The organism is Lutibacter aestuarii, from assembly GCF_042676885.1.
Lineage (GTDB): Bacteria > Bacteroidota > Bacteroidia > Flavobacteriales > Flavobacteriaceae > Lutibacter > Lutibacter aestuarii.
This window is the reverse complement of the sequence record NZ_JBHTIC010000008.1, coordinates 531,930-551,065: the sequence shown is the minus strand read 5'-3', so window position 1 is coordinate 551,065 and position 19,136 is coordinate 531,930. Positions and strand designations below refer to the sequence as shown.

Sequence of the window (19,136 nt, the reverse complement as noted above, 5' to 3'; positions counted from 1 at the left end):
CAAATTGCGTATTGCTGTTTGAATTATTATCTTCGTGCTTTCAATACAAAAAATGCCAAATTACAATCTTAATACATCTATCTCTTATTTAAAAGGAGTTGGACCTAACCGAGCGGATTTGCTTAAATCGGAATTAGGAATTTTTACGTTTGGTGATTTGGTTAATTTTTTTCCAAATAGGTACATTGATAGAACGCAATTTTTTAAAATAAACGAGCTTCAAAATAATTCTTCTGAAGTACAAATTATTGGAAAAATAACTACGATTAAAACAGTTCAACAAAAAAGAGGAAGTAGATTGGTAGCAACTTTTACGGATGGAACTGGATTTATGGAATTGGTTTGGTTTAGAGGTGCAAAATGGATTAAAGAAGCATTAAAAATTAATACACCTTATGTAATTTTTGGGAAAACTAATTTTTTTAATGGTTTATTTTCTATGCCACATCCAGAAATGGAATTAGTTGCAGACTATAAAAAAAGTTTGAGGACTGCTATGCAGCCAATTTATCCTTCAACAGAGAAATTAACCAATAAAGGAATTACTAACAAAGTAGTTTCTAAAATGATTCAAAACTTATTTGAAGAAGTAAAAGGTAATTTTATAGAAACGTTGTCAACTTCAATTATAAACGATTTAAAGTTAATTTCTAAAAAAGAAGCTATTTTAAACATACATTTTCCAAAAAATCAAGAATTATTAACAAAAGCACAAATTCGATTAAAATTTGAAGAGCTATTTTTTATTCAATTGCAATTAATTAGAAAAAAGTTAATAAGGAAATCTAAAATTAAAGGATTTAATTTTGAAAAAGTAGGCAATTATTTCAATTCATTTTATAACAATAAACTTCCCTTTGACTTAACCAATGCACAAAAAAGAGTTTTAAAAGAAATAAGAAAAGATTTAGGTTCTAATGCTCAAATGAACCGCTTATTACAAGGTGATGTTGGTTCTGGAAAAACCATTGTGGCACTATTAACAATGTTAATTGGACTTGATAATGGTTTTCAGGCAGCCTTAATGGCGCCAACTGAAATTTTAGCAACCCAACATTATAACTCTATAACTGAATTATTAAATGGTTTAAATGTAACAGTTAAATTACTTACGGGTTCTACCAAAACAAAAGAGCGAAAAATTATTCATAAGCAGCTAGAGTCTGGAGAATTAAATATTTTAATTGGGACTCATGCTTTAATTGAAGATAAGGTAAAGTTTCAAAATTTAGGAATTGCAATTATTGATGAACAGCATAGGTTTGGAGTAGCACAACGTTCAAAAATGTGGAAAAAAAATGAATTACCACCACATATATTGGTGATGACTGCCACTCCAATTCCAAGAACATTAGCCATGAGTGTTTATGGCGATTTGGATATTTCTGTAATTGATGAATTACCACCCGGAAGAAAAGAAGTAAAAACGGCTCATAGGTATGATGCAAATAGATTGTCAGTTTTTAAATTTTTAAGAGAAGAAATTTCTAAAGGAAGACAGGTTTATATTGTATACCCGTTAATTAACGAGTCCGAAGCTATGGATTATAAAGATTTAATGGATGGATATGAAAGCGTGGTAAGAGAATTTCCATTACCAAATTATGGTGTAAGCATTGTGCATGGTAAAATGAAACCAGCAGATAAAGAGTATGAAATGCAACGCTTTATAAATGGTGAAACTCAAATTATGGTGGCAACTACCGTAATAGAAGTGGGAGTAAATATTCCAAATGCAAGTGTTATGGTCATTGAAAGTGCAGAGCGTTTTGGCTTGTCACAATTACATCAGTTGAGAGGTAGAGTTGGGCGTGGAGCAGAACAAAGTTATTGTATATTAATGACAAGTTTTAAGCTTTCTGAAGATGCCAAAATACGTTTAAATACGATGGTTGATACAAGTGACGGATTTAGAATTGCAGAAGTTGATTTAAAATTAAGAGGCCCAGGTAATTTAATGGGAACTCAACAAAGTGGGGTTTTAAATTTAAAAATTGCAGATATTGTAAAAGATACTCAATTGTTAAAAAAAGCTAGAAGTACTGCTATTGATTTACTAACAAATGACCCTTCTTTAAAACTACCAGAACATAAATTGATTAGAATTGCTTATCAAGAAATAAGTAAAAACAGTACAATCTGGGCTAATATTAGTTAAATTATTCAACTAAAAAATTGTAACTATTTTGTAGATTTGAATACTAATTAACAAACAATAACTATAAAAAACTTAATAAATATGGGATTATTTGATGAAATAAAGAAAAAATTAAGTCACGAATTTATTGATATTATTGAGTGGTTAGACACCACAGACTCAACAATTGTACATAGATTTGAACGTTACCAAAACGAAATAAAAAATAATGCTAAACTTATAGTAAGAGAAGGTCAAACTGCAGTTTTTATAAACGAAGGTCAGTTGGCAGATGTTTTTAAACCAGGAACTTACACTTTAAATACTAATAATTTACCAATTTTAACCACATTAAAAGGTTGGAAATACGGTTTTGATAGTCCTTTTAAAGCCGAAGTTTATTTTGTAAATACGCATTTATTTACAGATGAAAAATGGGGAACAAAAAATCCAATTACATTAAGTGACGATAGGTTTGGTTTAGTAGAAATTAGAGCTTTTGGAACCTACGCCTTTAAAATTAACGACCCTGGTAAGTTTATTATTGATATTGTTGGAACTGACGCAAATTTTACCAATTTTGAAATAAACGAGCATTTAAAAAGTTTAATTTCAACACGATTTACTAATACTGTTGGTAGTGCAAATTTACCCATAGAATTATACGCTACTAATATCACAGAACTTTCAGAAACATGTAAAGAAGTAATGCAACCAGAATTTAATTCTGTTGGAATTTCTTTAGAAAAGTTTTTTATTGAAAACGTATCAATGCCTGAAGATTTGAAAAAAGAAATATTTGAATACAGCAGAATTGATAAATTAGACTTAGATAAATTAACAAAGTTTAAAACTGCGAAAGCTATTGAAGCAGCTGCAGCTAATGAAGGAGGAACTGCAGGAGCTGGAATGGGAATGGGAATGGGCTTTGTATTAGCGCAACAAATGGGCGGAATGATGAATCCGGCAACACAACAAACAAATACTACACAACCAAATGTAACTGTTCCACCTCCAATGCCTGTTCAAATTCAATATTTTTATGCAGTTAATGGTCAACAAATGGGACCAGTTTCTATAGAACAATTAAAAGGTTTTTTTGCAAATAGAACTATAAATAAAGATTCGTTAGTTTGGAAACAAGGAATGGCAAATTGGACTCCATTAAAAGATGTTCAAGAGTTGCAATCGTTTTTAGGAGGAAATACACCGCCGCCATTACCAACTGTTTAATATTTAATTGATTTTAATGTTAAATGGAAGAAAGCAAAAATGCAACTTTAGAAAATAAAAAGGCATGCTCTAAATGTGGAGCCGAGTTGCTTTTTAAACCCGGTACTACTTCAATTCATTGTAATTATTGTGGAAATGAAGAGCAAATAAGATTTAATGAAAATGGCTTTAAAGAGTTAGATTTAAAGCCATATTTAGAAGAAATGGGAAACTTATCTCATTCTGAAGAAGTTTTAATGCTTAGTTGTAATAGTTGTGGAGCAAATCAGCATATTCAAGACAATTATAAATCGTTGCATTGCGTATATTGTACAATGCCATTAATTAGAGATGATGCAACATTAGAAGATTGGATTCTACCAGGAGCAATAGTACCTTTTCAATTAGATGTAAAAAAGTCACATCAATTATTTTCAAATTGGGTAAAAAGCTTATGGTTTGCGCCTAACAAATTAAAAAAAGCTGCTGTAGATTTAGAAAATACGCAAGGGGTTTACTTACCATATTGGACTTTTGATGCGCAACTGTATGCTAACTATACAGGTCAAAGAGGAGATTATTATTATGTAAATGTTTCATACACTACTACAGAAAATGGAAAAAGCGTAAGAAAAACACGGCAGGAGCGGAGAACACGGTGGAGTAATGCCAGTGGAGATGTAAAAGGTTTTGTAGATGATACTTTAATTAAAGCTTCATTTCAAAAGCAAAATACTATTCCTCAGAAAGTTTCAAATTGGAATTTAACAGCATTAAAACCATTCGATTCAAGTTTTTTAGCAGGTTTTGTTACTGAAAAATATACAATTCCTTTAAAAGATGGGTATTTTAGCGCAACTCAAGAGGCAGAAGAAATTGCAAGAACTTGGGCTCGTAGAGATATTGGAGGTGATACGCAACGTATAAGTTCAATAAATATGAGTTTAAGTGAAGAAACCTTTAAGCATATTTTATTACCTATTTATATAAGCTCGTATAAATATAATGATAAAGTATATCAGTTTTTTATAAACGGACAAACAGGAAAGTTTACAGGAACTCGACCTTATTCTTATTGGAAAATTATATTTTTAGTAGTTTTTATCCTTATTGTGGTTGCTTTAATTGCAATGGTTAGTAATTGATAAAACCCTTATTTTGTATGAGTTACTTTGTTTTTACTTTTTAGGTTTGGTATAGATTCCTTTCTTCAAAGGAATGACATAATATTACACTGAAAAACGAAGGATTCTTATAGAAAATAATATTAATTTTTCAATAGTATCTTATTTCAGCCCAATTTTTAAATAAACAAACTCATTTTATACAATTAAAATGAAGTGAACTAAATAGGTTTTTTTTATCTTTGCACCTTGTTAAAAATAAAATCTAAAGATGAAAATATCATACAATTGGTTAAAACAATTTTTAAAGATTGATTGGGAAGCTGAAAAAACTGGAGAATTGTTAACTGATTTAGGATTAGAAGTTGAAGGAATTGAAACTGTAGAATCCATTAAAGGAAGCTTAGAAGGTGTTGTAATAGGTAAAGTTTTAACTTGCATTCAACACCCAAATGCAGATAGATTAAAAGTAACTACAGTTGATTTAGGAAACGGAACTCCAGTTCAAATAGTTTGTGGCGCGCCAAATGTTGCTGCCGGACAAACCGTTCCTGTTGCAACTATTGGAACTATTTTGTATGATGATAAGGGAGAAGGTTTCAAAATTAAAAAAGGAAAAATAAGAGGAGAAGAAAGTCATGGAATGATTTGCGCTGAAGACGAACTTGGTTTAGGAAGTAGTCATGATGGAATTATGGTTTTAGATGAAAATATTCCAGCAGGTACTGTAGCTTCTGAAGTTTTTAATATAGAAAAAGACCAAGTTTTTGAAATTGGTTTAACCCCTAACAGAGCAGATGCTATGAGTCATTTAGGAACGGCTAGAGATTTAAGAGCAGGGTTAATTCAGCAAGGAATTTCTTTAGAATTAATTTCTCCTTCTGTAAGCGATTTTCATGTAGATGATAGAACTTTAAAGTTTGATGTTATTGTTGAAGACTCTGATAAAGCACCTAGATATGCAGGTGTTACAATTTCAGATATTACCGTAAAAGATTCTCCAGAATGGCTTCAAAATAGATTAAAAGCAATTGGATTAACTCCAATTAACAATATTGTAGATGCTACAAATTATGTTTTACACGAATTAGGTCAACCATTACATGCTTTTGACGCTTCAAAAGTAAAAGGAAATAAAGTAATTGTTAAAACATTACCTACTGGTACAAAATTTACTACACTTGATGAGGTTGAACGTGAATTGCACGAAGAAGATTTAATGATTTGTAATGGAAATGAAGAACCGATGTGTTTGGCCGGTGTATTTGGTGGTTTAAATTCTGGAGTGTCAGAAAATACCACTTCAATTTTTTTAGAAAGCGCCTATTTTAATCCTGTTTCTATTAGAAAAACAGCCAAAAGACACGCCTTAAATACCGATGCGTCTTTTAGATTTGAAAGAGGAATAGATCCAGCCATTACTAAATATGCTTTAAAAAGAGCAGCCAATCTTATTTTAGAAGTTGCTGGAGGAAAAGTTTCTTCTGAAATAGATGATTTGTATCCAACAAAGTTTGAAGATTTTCAAGTATTCTTATCCTATGAAAAAATGGATAGATTGATAGGTGCTGAAATTCCTAGAGAAACAGTTAAAAATATATTAGCTTCTTTAGATATTAAATTTAATAGTGTTACTGATGGTGGTATTGGATTAACCATTCCTGCATATAGAGTTGACGTTACTAGAGAAGCAGATGTTATTGAAGAAATTTTACGTGTTTATGGTTATAATAATGTTGAATTTTCACATAAATTAAATACTTCAATATCATTTTCAGAGTTTGATGATGTTAAAATTGAAAACGTTATCTCAAATCAGTTAGTTTCACAAGGTTTTAATGAAACCATGGCCAATTCACTTACAAAGGCAGATTATATTTCATTATCTGAAATGTTAAATGAAGAGCACAACGTATCGATGCTTAACCCTTTGAGTAATGATTTAGGTGTTATGCGTCAATCACTGTTATTCAGCGGATTAGAATCTGTTGTTTATAATATTAATAGAAAAAATAATGCTTTAAAGTTTTTTGAATTTGGTAAAACGTACCACAAATTTGAAAGTGGTTATAAAGAACAAAAACACTTAACTTTATTTGTTTCTGGATCTAGAACTAAAGAACGTTGGAATGTAAACCAAAAAACATCAGATTTCTTTTATTTAAAAGGAATTGTAATTGGTTTATTAAATAGATTGGGTATAACTAAACTAAAAACAACTCCAACTAAAAATGATATATTTTCTGAAGGTATAACTTTGAGTTTAGGAAAAATAAAATTAGTAGATTTAGGTGTTGTAAAACGCTCAATTAATAAAGAATTTGGGATTAAACAAGAAGTATTATTTGCTGATTTTAATTGGGAAAATGTGTTAAAAGTTGGAGGAAAATCAAAAATAAAAGTAGAAGATTTATCTAAGTTTCAACCCGTAAAACGTGATTTTGCATTGTTAATTGATAAAGAAGTAACTTTTAATGAAATTTACAATTTAGCATTTCAAGCAGAAAAGAATTTATTAAAAGAAGTTGATTTATTTGATGTATATGAAGGAGATAAATTGGAAAAAGGAAAAAAATCATACGCGGTAAGTTTCTTATTACAAGATGAAAACAGAACATTGAACGACAAACAAATAGATAAAGTAATGCAAAAATTACAACAGACATTTGAAAAAAATGTGGGTGCTACTTTGCGTTAATCTTATAAATTTTTAATTTAAAAGCCTTTAGACCTTTTTCTAAAGGCTTTTTTTTTAATTTTGCACAAACATAAGTTTATGTATAAAAAAATTATCCGTCCCTTATTTTTTCTTTTCGATCCAGAAAAAATACATCATTTTACATTTTTTGCTATCAAAAATCTTTCTAAAATTCCTGGTATTCCAAGTTTTATAAGAAATTTATTTCAGGTTAATGATAAAAGATTGGAAAAAAAAATGTTTGGATTAACATTTAAAAATCCTGTTGGGTTAGCTGCTGGATTTGATAAAAATGCAGAATTATATAATGAATTAGCCAATTTTGGTTTTGGTTTTATTGAAATTGGAACGGTAACACCAAAAGCACAAGATGGAAATCCTAAAAAGAGATTATTTAGATTAAAAGCAGATCAAGGAATTATTAATCGAATGGGATTTAATAACAAGGGTTTAGAGGCAGTTATTTTAAAATTAAAGCAAAATAAAAAAAACCTTTTAATTGGAGGAAACATCGGTAAAAATACAAGTACAATGCCCGATGGATATACAGCAGATTATTTGCAATGTTTTTCTGAACTACATCCCTATGTAGATTATTTTGTGTTAAATGTGAGTTGCCCTAATGTTGGAAGTCATGCCAAATTAACGGACAAAAGTTATTTAATTGAATTAATTACGAAAGTTCAAGAATTAAATAAAACGTATACAAAACAGCGTCCAGTATTGTTAAAGATAGCTCCAGATTTAAATAATATTCAATTAGATGAAGTTATCGAAATAGTTGAAGAAACAAAAATTGATGGTGTTATTGCCACAAATACATCTGTGAGTAGAGAAAGTTTGTTGGCCTCAGAAAAGCAATTAGAAGCTATTGGTAATGGAGGTTTAAGCGGTAAGCCAATAAAAGATAAAAGTACAAAAGTAATTAAATACCTATCGGAAAAATCTAATAAAGCTTTTCCTATTATTGGAGTAGGAGGCATACATTCTGCGGAAGATGCCTTAGAAAAAATTAAAGCGGGTGCAGACTTAGTTCAAATTTATACTGGATTTATTTATGAAGGACCAATATTGGTTAAAAAAATTAATAAAGCCATTTTAAAGCAGCTGACTTAATTAAGTTGTAATTCCATAATATAATCATCCATAACAAAATTATTACCAATATCCATCACTACTTCATTGGTAATCTTAAAATTTAATTTTTGATACCATTTTATGGAATTACTATTATTTTTATTTACTGTTAACCAAATTATTTTCATTTTTTTTTCTTGCGCTAAATGGATGGTGAAATCAATTAATTGTTGACCAAAACCTGCACCTCTCTTTTGAGCATCAATATAAATTTTACTAATCATTAGCTTTTTTTTGGAATCATCATATACTAAACAAAGGTAGCCTACAGCATTTTTAGCATCAGAAATTAAAAAATAATCATAGCCATTTTTTATTTGTGAAGTGATTGCATCAAAGCTTTGAAATTTTTCAAGCATAAAATCTACCTGATTTTGACCAATTATTGGTACATAATGAGCATTCCAAATTTTATGGGCTAGCTTTTCAATAGTTTGAATATCAGCTATTGTGGTTGCTTTTTGAATCGTCATATTATAAAGAGTATAGTATGTTTTTTGAAATAAATTTCAAAAAATTTAAAACAAATATAAGAAGTGTTTATTTATTAAACAGTTGTAGTTAACAATTAAATTGAAGCTATTTTATTCCTAATTGTATTTGTATATTTGAATTCATGAAAAAAGTAAAATTAATAGAATGTCCTCGAGATGCCATGCAAGGTATTAAGTCGCATTTTATTCCAACTCAAGCAAAATCACAATACATAAATGCGTTGTTAAGAGTTGGTTTTAACACCATAGATTTTGGTAGTTTTGTGTCGCCTAAGGCAATACCACAAATGCGCGATACTGCTGAAGTATTGTCTAAATTAGATTTGAGTAAAACTGAAAGTAAATTATTAGCCATTGTTGCTAATATTCGTGGTGCTCAAGACGCTTCTAAATTTGAACAAATTGATTATTTAGGTTACCCTTTTTCAATTTCAGAAAATTTTCAAATGCGTAATACAGGAAAAACCATTGCTGAATCTATCCTAATTTTAGATGAAATTTTAAATATTTCAGTGAAAACTAATAAAGGGGTTGTAGCTTATTTGTCAATGGGGTTTGGAAACCCTTATGGAGATCCTTGGAATGTTGATATTGTTTCTAAGTGGACAGAAAAATTAGCTAAAATGGGGGTTAAAATCATTTCATTATCCGATACTATTGGTAGTTCTACACCAGACATCATTTCTTATTTGTTTTCTAATTTAATACCACTTTATTCAGATATTGAGTTTGGAGCTCATTTACATACTACACCTAATGCTTGGTTTGAAAAAGTTAATGCAGCCTATCAATCGGGTTGTACTAGGTTTGATGGTGCAATTAAAGGTTATGGAGGATGCCCAATGGCCAAGGATGAGTTAACTGGTAATATGCCCACAGAAAAGCTAATTTCTTACTTCAATCAGCAAAAAGCATTCACTAATATTAACGCCATGAGTTTTGAAAGCGCCTATAATGAAGCTCTTAAAATTTTTGGATTTTAGTTAAAAATCAGAATTTCAATAATTTAATTTTTTGTTTTTTTTATAGATATGACAAATATCATATTATTTATAATTATTCTAAATAATACTTTGTCATGTTACTTTGGTTACATAAATTTGCATCATTATTTAAAACAAGTCTAAATAAAAATAAAATTTTAAAAATGAAAAAATTAAGTATAGTTATTATAATATTATTAGTAAGTTTTGTAGGTTTAGCACAAGAAACTAATGACAATTATGAAAATGCTGGTAGCAAATTATTAGGAGATAATTTACCAAAAGGAGTTACAATTGGAGGTTATGCGCAAATTGATTATAATGAACCTGATGGGGCTGCAGTAGGAGAATTAGATGTACATAGATTAGTATTGCTTTTTGGTTACAAGTTTAATGATAAAGTTAGTTTTTTGACAGAAGTAGAGTATGAACATGTTAAAGAAGTTTATGTTGAGCAAGCTTATTTAAAATATAAAGCAAATGAAAATTTTAACGTTTTAGCAGGTTTAATGTTGGTACCTATGGGAATTATTAATGAGTTTCATGAACCAACAACTTATTATGGCGTTGAAAGACCCAATGTTGATAAATATATTGTGCCTACTACCTGGAGAGAACTAGGAGTAGGAGTGTCTGGTAGAATTGATAATGCATCTTTAAAATACCAAGCTTATTTGTTTAATGGTTTTAAATCTTTTGCTGATGGTACTGGTATACTAAGAGGCTCTGATGGTTTAAGAAAAGGACGTCAAAAAGGAGCAGAATCTGTAGTTAGTTCACCTAACTTTTCAGCCAAATTAGATTATTATGGTATTGCAGGTTTACGTTTAGGGCTTTCAGGATATTTTGGTAAAACACAAACTGATGATACTACTATTGAAGATTCTACAGTAGGTGTTTCAATGATTGGTTTTGATGCTCGTTATAAATACAATAATCTAGAACTTAGAGGTCAGTACATAACAACAAGTTTATCTGACACAGATAAATACAATGCTTTAACAGGAAAAGATCTTGGATCAAAAATGAATGGTCTATATGGTGAGATAGCCTATAATTTTGATTTAAAAGGTGTTGAAAAATTAACTCCGTTTTTACGTTATGAAAAACATAATACACATGCTGATACAGATGGGATAGTAGCTAACAAAGCTTATGATAGAGATGAATTAATTTTTGGTTTAAATTATAAAGTTGCAGAAGGAGCAGCTTTTAAAATGGATTATCAGTTGATGAATAATGCGGTTTCAGGTAGTGATACTTCTAAACAATTTAATGCAGGTGTAGCAATTTGGTTCTAAAAGTTTAATAAGATGAGGTCACTAAAGTTTACTAATTTATTTATATTGTGGCCTCATTCTTTTTAATAATAAAAAGTTTAATGAAGAAAATTGTCTTTATTTTAGCAATTGGGATGAGTTTTTTGAGTTTAACAAACTCAAAAATTGAAGCTTTAATTCAAAAGGAAATCAAAGCTTATTTTGATATTGAAAATTACACAAAACAATCATTAAAAGTTTCACAAGAAATAAATGAAACATTACCAATTCAAATTTCATCAACTAATTTTTTTAAGATAGTTAGTAATAATGAATTAAAAGGTTATTATTATTTTGGACAAGCTTTTGGTAAAGCAGATTATTTCGATTTTATTGTTATTTTTGATGAAAGTTTGGTTATTTCAAAAGTAAAAATTCTTGTGTATAGAGAAGATCACGGAGGTGAAATTGGAAGTAAACGTTGGTTACGTCAGTTTTCAGGTAAAACAAAAGATAAACAGTTAGAATATCAAAAAGATATTGCCGCCATTTCTGGAGCAACAATTTCAGCAAAAGCTATGACAACTGAAATTAATAAACTATTAAAAACAATAAACATTTTACATAATAATAAGCAGTTCTAATGCAAATTCACGGACAAATTCATCACTTTCCCAAAGAAATTAAATCAGTCATTTTAGCATTTATTATCGTTTTAAGTGTTGGTTTTTATGGTGGGTTAAGCTTTGTTAATAATACAACAGCAATGCAGCCAAAAGGGATAGAAAATCATTATTTAGGAAATGAAGATGATGAGGATGCAGAGGTAATGATGTTTAAGAAAAATGAAAGAGAAATTTTAACGATTGTGCATAATCATATACTTTCTATGTCTGTGATTTTTTTATTACTATCACTTATTTTAGCAACTACTTCAATCAATAAAAAACTAAAATATTTTTTAATGATAGAGCCATTTTTCTCTATACTTTTAACTTTTGGTGGTATTTATTTACTATGGAGTGGTATTACTTGGTTCAAATATATCATTATTTTTTCAGGTATATTAATGACTTTTAGCTTTGTATTTTCTACATTGTCAATAGCTTATCAGCTAATAGTGACAAAAAGATAATAAATTCTCATATTTCAATTAAAAATTGTAAATTTGCTCGCAATTAATTTCTAAGTTGATTGCACTATGATTTCAGACTCTTCAAAATTTGTAGGTGAAGGTTTAACCTACGACGACGTATTACTTATTCCAGCTTTTTCAGAAGTACTACCTAGAGAGGTAAATATTCAAGCTAAATTTTCAAAAAACATTACTTTAAATGTACCAATAGTTTCAGCAGCTATGGATACTGTTACGGAATCGGATATGGCTATAGCTATGGCTCGTGAAGGAGGTATAGGTGTTTTGCATAAGAACATGTCTATCGAAAAGCAAGCAAAGGAAGTTAAAAAGGTGAAACGTTCTGAATCTGGAATGATATTAGAGCCAATTACAGTTAAAAAAGAAGAATCGGTTTTAAGAGCAAAGAATTTGATGCGTGAATACAGTATTGGAGGAATTCCTGTTGTGGATGATCATGAAAAGTTGATAGGAATTATTACGAATAGAGATTTGCGTTTTGAAAATGATAATTCTAGAAAAATTGGAGAAGTAATGACTTCAGAGAATTTAGTAACAGTTTCTGAAGGAACCTCATTAAAACAAGCTGAAATTATTTTACAGGAAAATAAAATAGAAAAATTACCTGTGGTTAATGAAGATTATAAACTGGTTGGTTTAATTACTTATAGAGATATTATTAAAGTAAGTGAAAACCCTAATGCCAATAAAGATTCTTATGGAAGGTTAAGAGTTGCAGCAGCTATTGGTGTTACTGGTGATGCTGTTGAACGTGCTGAAGCTTTAATTAATTCAGGTGTAGATGCTTTAATTATTGATACAGCTCATGGACATACAAAAGGTGTAGTAACTGTTTTAAAAGATATTAAAAGTAAATTTCCTAGAATAGAAGTAATTGTTGGTAATATTGCAACTGGTGAGGCCGCTAAATATTTAGTTGAGGCAGGAGCAGATGCGGTTAAGGTTGGTATTGGTCCAGGTTCAATTTGTACAACACGTGTAGTTGCAGGTGTTGGCTTTCCACAGCTTTCAGCAATTTTAGATGTTTCTAAGGCAATTAAAGGAACGGGTGTTCCAGTCATTGCAGATGGAGGAATTCGTTATACAGGTGATATTCCAAAAGCTATTGCTGCAGGAGCAGATTGTGTAATGTTAGGATCGTTATTAGCTGGTACTAAGGAATCTCCAGGTGAAACTATTATTTTTGAAGGAAGAAAATTTAAATCTTATAGAGGGATGGGGTCTGTTGAAGCAATGAAAAAGGGTTCAAAAGATCGTTATTTCCAAGATGTGGAAGATGATATTAAAAAGTTAGTACCTGAAGGAATAGTTGGAAGAGTTCCTTATAAAGGAGAGTTACAAGAAACCATGCATCAATTTATTGGAGGCTTGCGTGCAGGTATGGGGTATTGTGGAGCTAAAGATATTAATGCTCAAAAAGGAGCGAGGTTTGTTAAAATAACTTCAGCAGGTATGCGCGAAAGTCATCCTCATAATGTTACTATTACCAAAGAATCTCCAAACTACTCAAGATAAGTTATTGAAAATAAACTATTGTTATAAAAAAAAGACCTCTCAATTGAGAGGTTTTTTTTATCAAAATTTTGTTACTCTTTTATAACTCTAATACCAACATATTTACTAGTAATTAGATCATTGTTATTAACATCATAAAAGTCATATGCGCTGTAACCATAAATTCCATCATCAAAGTATTCAGCAACATTTCCCCCTAAATCATAGATTTCTGCATCACCTACTTTTGTGGCTTTATTTTTTCCCACTTTTTTAAATAAATGAGATTTTAATTCTTGAACTTTTTTATTGAATTCTGATATTTCATCAATAGTAATCGGATAGCCAGCCCAATAATTTAGTGTATTTTCTTTAGCAGCTGCTTTATGGGCAAGTTTGTGTAAGTTTTTACCTTCTTCAGAAGTTGGTAAACGATATTTTTTGCCTGTTAAGTTGCTTAACCATTTTACATATTTAAGAGCATCTTCTTTTGTTGTAACTACTGGATAATTGTCCATTCCAGCTTCAAAATTAAATTCAGGATTAAAAGCTTTAAATTGAGCATTGGTAACTTCAAAACGACCTATTTCTATTGAATCTTTTTTTACTGAAACTGTTTCAGGAATAAGAGTTGAATTGAAAACTTTTCCAAAATTACCGTTTTTTGTAATGTTAACTTTTTCAATTTTTAATAGTTGAGCAAATGGGCTATCTTTTTTAAAGGTTTCATTTTTGGTAGAAGGTTTGTTAAATAAGTAAGTATCAATCCAAGCTAATTCTTCGTTCATTTTACGTAATTGATGTGTAATTTTGCCTAAGCCATGAGGCTGTCCAGGAAACCATAAAAATTTAACAGGTGTTTTTCCAACTTGTTGTAAACCTCTATAATATTCCCAACCTTGATCTCTTGGAACTGCTCTATCTTCACTACCATGAAAAATAATGGTTGGGGTTTTTATTTTTTCAATTTCAAATAATGGAGATTTAATGATGTAATTTTCATTATAAAATTTTCCATTTAAGTCATCCCAAGGAGCACCACCAAAATAAGATTGATCGAAACTAACGCCGAACCTACAAGTTCCATAATCTGAAGTCCAGTTAACATCACCAGCTCCAGGTGCTGCAAATTTAAACATATCAGGATAACGAACGGTTAACATAGTGGTTAAAATTGCTCCGTTAGACCATCCCATAGTTCCTAATTGATTGGTATCAATCATTCCTTTATTGGCTAATAAATCTATTGCTTTAGTAATATCTTCTAACTCTGGTTCGTAATAATTTCCTTTAATACTTTCAACAAAAGAAAGTCCGTGATTTGATGATCCATGATAGTTAGGTTTAAGTACAAAGGCACCGCGTTGTGCTAAAATATTTGGATACGTGCTCCAACGCTCGCTCCACATATCAGTATCTACTCCTGCAGGACCTCCATGAATAGATAAAATTAATGGATACTTTTTACCAACTTCGTAATTTTCAGGATAGTATAAAATACCGGTAACTTCTTCATTTTTATAACCTTTCCACACAAGAACCTCACTTTTTGTAATCGGTTTTTTAGCTAATTTTTTATTTAACTGTATGATTTCTTGTTCATTAGTAAACTTGTTTTTTGATACATCTGCAATGTAAAATCTAGGTAATTTAGATGCTGTGGAGTATTGATAAGCTACTTTAGTACCATTATTAGCAACACTTAACAAAGTAGTATGATTGTTTTTTTTATCTAAATCAATGGTCTTTTTCGACCAAGAATTTCCGTTTTTTTGATAGTAAGCTAATTTATAATATACTTTATTGGCAAGGGTTACAATTACATCATTTCCAACAACATTAAATCCACGACCAATTCCTAAATCCCACTTTAAATTTACTTTTTTATAAGTATTAGTTGCAATTGTATAATAATATAGTTGAGAAATTCCAGCGCCATTCCATTGTGGGTCTGAAGCCTCTGATGAAACAAAATAAAAACCTTTGTTGTCTTTACTAAATTGAAAATTATAAGATGGAAATTCTAGTTCTTTAATTATTTGAATAACCTTGTTAGTTTCTAAATTTTGTAAAAAATAAAATGGGTCTTTTTGTGCATCAGAAGCATAACTTCTACTTCTACTAACACTATACACTAACCATTTTCCATCTTCAGAAACAGTATAACTATTTAAAGGTTTTTTATTATTGGTAATTCTTTTTGTTGTTTTAGTTTTTAAATCATAAGCGTAAACTCTTGTTGGTTTCCAATGTAAAGAATCTTCAACCACAATTACGTTGTCTTTTTTTTCTTTTAATTCTTTTTCATATAAAGTTTCTCCTTCATTTGAGGTATAAAGCAATGTATTTTTATTTTGCCATGACAAACTTGAAATGCCATTTTTAAATTCTTTTACTTTAATAGGCTCACCGCCATAAATACTCATTTTCCACAATTTTTTTCCTTTATCACGAGATGATAAGAAATAAATAGATTCTCCATCTTTTGAAAACATTGGGCTAAAATCATTTTCATCAGCATTGGTAAGTTGAATGGTTTTAAAAGTATCGTTATCCTTAACGTCTAATCGGGTTAAATAAATATCAGAAACGAATCTATCTTTTTCTTTCACGGCCTTATTTTTTGTCCAAAGAACCATATTCCCGTTTGGTGATATGGATACAGACCTCATATATTCAGTATTAATAATGTCTTCAGGAGTCCATCGAGTTTTATCATTTTCTTTATTTTGAGCTTTCAAATTAATGTTAGAAAACACTAGAGCTACTAATAGGAAGTTAAAAAAGTAACAATTTTTCATAAATATCTTAGTTGAAAATTTAAGGTTAAGTATGTTTTTTAAAACTTGAAATATACTAAAATATTTGTTACTCAGTGGTAAAAATGAAATTTCTATATTTGTGTAAACAATTTATAGATGAAATTAAAAATCCTTTTAATTTTTGTTTTTGTAACAGCTATGTTACATGGACAAAATCAGTTTGAGCTTTCTTACTACTTGCCACAAAATATTAGTTACAATAAAAATATACCTACACCTGAGAGTGTTATTGGTCATCAAATAGGTGAGTGGCATATAACACATGATAAATTAGTAACTTATATGAAAACTATTGCAGCTGTTTCAGATAGAGTTACCATTGAAGATAGAGGATTCACATTTGAAGGAAAACCATTAATTTTATTGACAATTACTTCTCCAGAAAATCATAAAAATATTGATGCTATCCAGTCTAATCATTTTAACCTCACTGAAGCAAACAAAAGTAGTACATTAAATATTGAAACAATGCCTTTGGTGGTTTATCAAGGTTTTTCAATTCATGGAAATGAACCAAGTGGCGCTAATGCAAGTTTATTACTAGCATATTATTTAGCTGCGGCTGAGGGTACTGAAATAATTAATTTATTGGATAACACCATTATTTTGTTAGACCCATCTTTAAATCCTGATGGTTTACAACGATTTGCTTATTGGGCTAATACTAACAAGAGTGATTTTATAAATTCTGATCCAAATGATAGAGAATTTCATGAAGTATGGCCAGGATCAAGAACTAATCATTATTGGTTTGATATGAATAGAGATTGGTTGCCAGCTCAATTGCCAGAATCTAAAGCACGTATTGAAACCTACAGAAAATGGATGCCAAATATTTTAACCGATCATCATGAAATGGGAAGTAACTCTACGTTCTTTTTTCAACCAGGAATACAGTCTAGAGTGCATCCTTTAACGCCGAAAGAAAATCAAGAATTAACCAAAGAAATAGGAAATTATCATGCAGCAGCTTTAGATAAAATAGGTTCATTATATTTTACAGAAGAAAATTTCGATGATTTTTATTATGGGAAAGGCTCTACATATCCTGATATAAATGGGGCTATTGGAATTTTATTTGAACAAGGGAGCTCAAGAGGGCATGCTCAGGAAACTATCAATGGAGTGTTGACTTTTCCCTTTACCATTAGAAACCAGTATACAGCAGCGCTCTCTACGCTAGAAGCAGCAAAAAGTATGCGTGTAAAATTATTAACGTATCAACGTAATTTTTATAAAAATGCAGCAATAGAAACTTTAAAAGATAAAACTAAAGCTATTGTATTTGGTAGTGAAAATGATGCTGCTAGAAGTTTTCATTTGGCAGAAATATTAAAACAACATACCATTGAAATTTACAAACCAAAATCAGATTTCAAAGAAAATGGGAAAAACTTTAAGAAAGAACAGAGTTATATAGTTCCTATAAATCAAAAAAATAGCAAATTAATTAAAGCAATGTTTGAAAAACGAACTTCTTTTACAGATAGTTTGTTTTATGATATTTCTGCTTGGACTTTTCCATTAGCATTTAATTTAGATTATACCGAGCTAAAATCTACTTCACTGATAGGTGATAAAATTGAAAATTTATCTTTAAAAAAAGGTGAGGTTACAGGAAAAAGTACCTATGCTTATTTGATGGAATGGCATGAGTATTACTCTCCTAAAGCTTTAAACATCATTTTAAATAAAGGGTTGAGAGCCAAAGTTGGGATGAAACCGTTTTCATTAAATGGAAAAACATACGATTATGGAACAATTTTAATTCCAGTTCAAAACCAACATCTCAATGAAAATGAGTTATTTAATTTGTTACAAAAAGTTGCATTAGAAAGCAATATAAATATTAACAGTGTTTCTACAGGTTTAACAAATGGAATTGATTTAGGTAGTAATCAGTTCAGAAATATAGAGAAACAAAAAGTAGCTATGTTGGTAGGTAACGGAATTTCATCGTATGATGCAGGTGAAATTTGGCACTTATTTGACCAGCGTTATAAAATGAATATTACAAAATTAGATATAAGTTATATTAATAGGGTTGATTTTTCTAAATACACTTCAATAATTATACCTAGTACTAATATGTTGTTAAGTAAAGGCACCGTTGAAAAATTAAAATTATGGGTACAAAATGGAGGGGTTTTAATCGGTTATAAAAATGCTGTAAAATGGTTGTCAGCTAATAAGTTTATTACTCTTAATTACACTTCTGCAAAAGTAAACGCTAAGCAGGTAACATTTGAACAAAAAAGAAATTTTACGGGTGCTCAAGTGATAGGAGGAGCAATTTTTGAAACAAAAATTGATAGATCTCATCCAATAAATTTTGGATATACTAAGAAGAATTTACCAATGTTTAGACGAACTAAAATATTTGTAAAACCCGATAGTAGTAGTTTTAATAATCCAATAATTTATACCGAAAATCCATTATTAAGTGGATATATTTCTAAACCTAATTTAGAAGTTTTAAAAAACACCGTACCATTTCAAGTTAAAAGTTTAGGAAAAGGTAAAGTAGTAGTTTTTACTGACAATACTAATTTTAGAGCTTTTTGGTATGGGACAAATAAATTATTAATGAACGCCATATTTTTTGGAAAAACAATGTAAT

General features: G+C 29.8%; 13 protein-coding genes. 11 read left to right on the top strand and 2 right to left on the bottom strand.

Going from position 1 to position 19,136, the window contains the following annotated elements; translation table 11 throughout:
- Window positions 1-52: 52 nt before the first annotated feature.
- The 5 genes from recG to ACFQZW_RS09985 all read left to right on the top strand — a co-directional run bounded on the left by recG (window position 53) and on the right by ACFQZW_RS09985 (window position 8,287).
- Complete coding sequence (recG, locus tag ACFQZW_RS10005) at window positions 53-2,158, top strand: ATP-dependent DNA helicase RecG (RefSeq protein ID WP_386782756.1); 2,106 nt, start codon at window positions 53-55, stop codon at window positions 2,156-2,158.
- A gap of 81 nt (window positions 2,159-2,239) precedes the next feature.
- Window positions 2,240-3,370, top strand: coding sequence for an SPFH domain-containing protein (locus ACFQZW_RS10000; protein WP_386782754.1), 1,131 nt, complete (start codon window positions 2,240-2,242; stop codon window positions 3,368-3,370).
- Window positions 3,371-3,393: 23 nt separating this feature from the next.
- Window positions 3,394-4,494: a DNA helicase PriA gene (locus ACFQZW_RS09995; RefSeq protein ID WP_386782752.1), complete on the top strand. Its 1,101-nt coding sequence runs from the start codon at window positions 3,394-3,396 to the stop codon at window positions 4,492-4,494.
- Window positions 4,495-4,744: 250 nt separating this feature from the next.
- Window positions 4,745-7,171: a phenylalanine--tRNA ligase subunit beta gene (gene pheT / locus ACFQZW_RS09990; protein WP_386782750.1), complete on the top strand. Its 2,427-nt coding sequence runs from the start codon at window positions 4,745-4,747 to the stop codon at window positions 7,169-7,171.
- 78 nt (window positions 7,172-7,249) lie between these two features.
- Complete coding sequence (locus tag ACFQZW_RS09985; RefSeq protein WP_298263075.1) at window positions 7,250-8,287, top strand: quinone-dependent dihydroorotate dehydrogenase; 1,038 nt, start codon at window positions 7,250-7,252, stop codon at window positions 8,285-8,287.
- Here the strand turns inward: ACFQZW_RS09985 and ACFQZW_RS09980 are convergent.
- Window positions 8,284-8,781 carry a GNAT family N-acetyltransferase gene (locus ACFQZW_RS09980; protein WP_386782748.1) on the bottom strand — a complete coding sequence of 166 codons (498 nt, stop codon included), beginning with the start codon at window positions 8,779-8,781 and terminating at the stop codon, window positions 8,284-8,286. The two genes, ACFQZW_RS09985 and ACFQZW_RS09980, sit on opposite strands and share 4 nt — an antisense overlap.
- Before the next feature lie 143 nt (window positions 8,782-8,924).
- On the opposite strand from ACFQZW_RS09980, the gene ACFQZW_RS09975 reads away from it, so the two are divergent.
- The 5 genes from ACFQZW_RS09975 to guaB all read left to right on the top strand — a co-directional run bounded on the left by ACFQZW_RS09975 (window position 8,925) and on the right by guaB (window position 13,715).
- Window positions 8,925-9,785, top strand: coding sequence for a hydroxymethylglutaryl-CoA lyase (locus ACFQZW_RS09975; RefSeq protein WP_386782746.1), 861 nt, complete (start codon window positions 8,925-8,927; stop codon window positions 9,783-9,785).
- Between the two features lie 164 nt (window positions 9,786-9,949).
- Window positions 9,950-11,086, top strand: coding sequence for a hypothetical protein (locus ACFQZW_RS09970; protein ID WP_386782744.1), 1,137 nt, complete (start codon window positions 9,950-9,952; stop codon window positions 11,084-11,086).
- A gap of 80 nt (window positions 11,087-11,166) precedes the next feature.
- Window positions 11,167-11,688 carry an FMN-binding protein gene (locus tag ACFQZW_RS09965; protein ID WP_386782741.1) on the top strand — a complete coding sequence of 174 codons (522 nt, stop codon included), beginning with the start codon at window positions 11,167-11,169 and terminating at the stop codon, window positions 11,686-11,688.
- Window positions 11,688-12,179 carry a hypothetical protein gene (locus ACFQZW_RS09960; RefSeq protein WP_298263070.1) on the top strand — a complete coding sequence of 164 codons (492 nt, stop codon included), beginning with the start codon at window positions 11,688-11,690 and terminating at the stop codon, window positions 12,177-12,179. The genes ACFQZW_RS09965 and ACFQZW_RS09960 overlap by 1 nt, the downstream gene beginning before the upstream one ends.
- A 66-nt stretch (window positions 12,180-12,245) precedes the next feature.
- Entirely contained in the window at window positions 12,246-13,715 is a 1,470-nt protein-coding gene (guaB, locus tag ACFQZW_RS09955) for an IMP dehydrogenase (RefSeq protein WP_298263069.1), read from the top strand.
- A 71-nt stretch (window positions 13,716-13,786) separates the two neighbouring features.
- Here guaB and ACFQZW_RS09950 read toward each other — a convergent pair whose 3' ends face one another.
- Window positions 13,787-16,495: a S9 family peptidase gene (locus ACFQZW_RS09950; protein WP_386782738.1), complete on the bottom strand. Its 2,709-nt coding sequence runs from the start codon at window positions 16,493-16,495 to the stop codon at window positions 13,787-13,789.
- A gap of 117 nt (window positions 16,496-16,612) precedes the next feature.
- On the opposite strand from ACFQZW_RS09950, the gene ACFQZW_RS09945 reads away from it, so the two are divergent.
- Entirely contained in the window at window positions 16,613-19,135 is a 2,523-nt protein-coding gene (locus tag ACFQZW_RS09945) for a M14 family metallopeptidase (RefSeq protein WP_298263067.1), read from the top strand.
- The last annotated feature ends 1 nt before the right edge of the window (window position 19,136 follow it).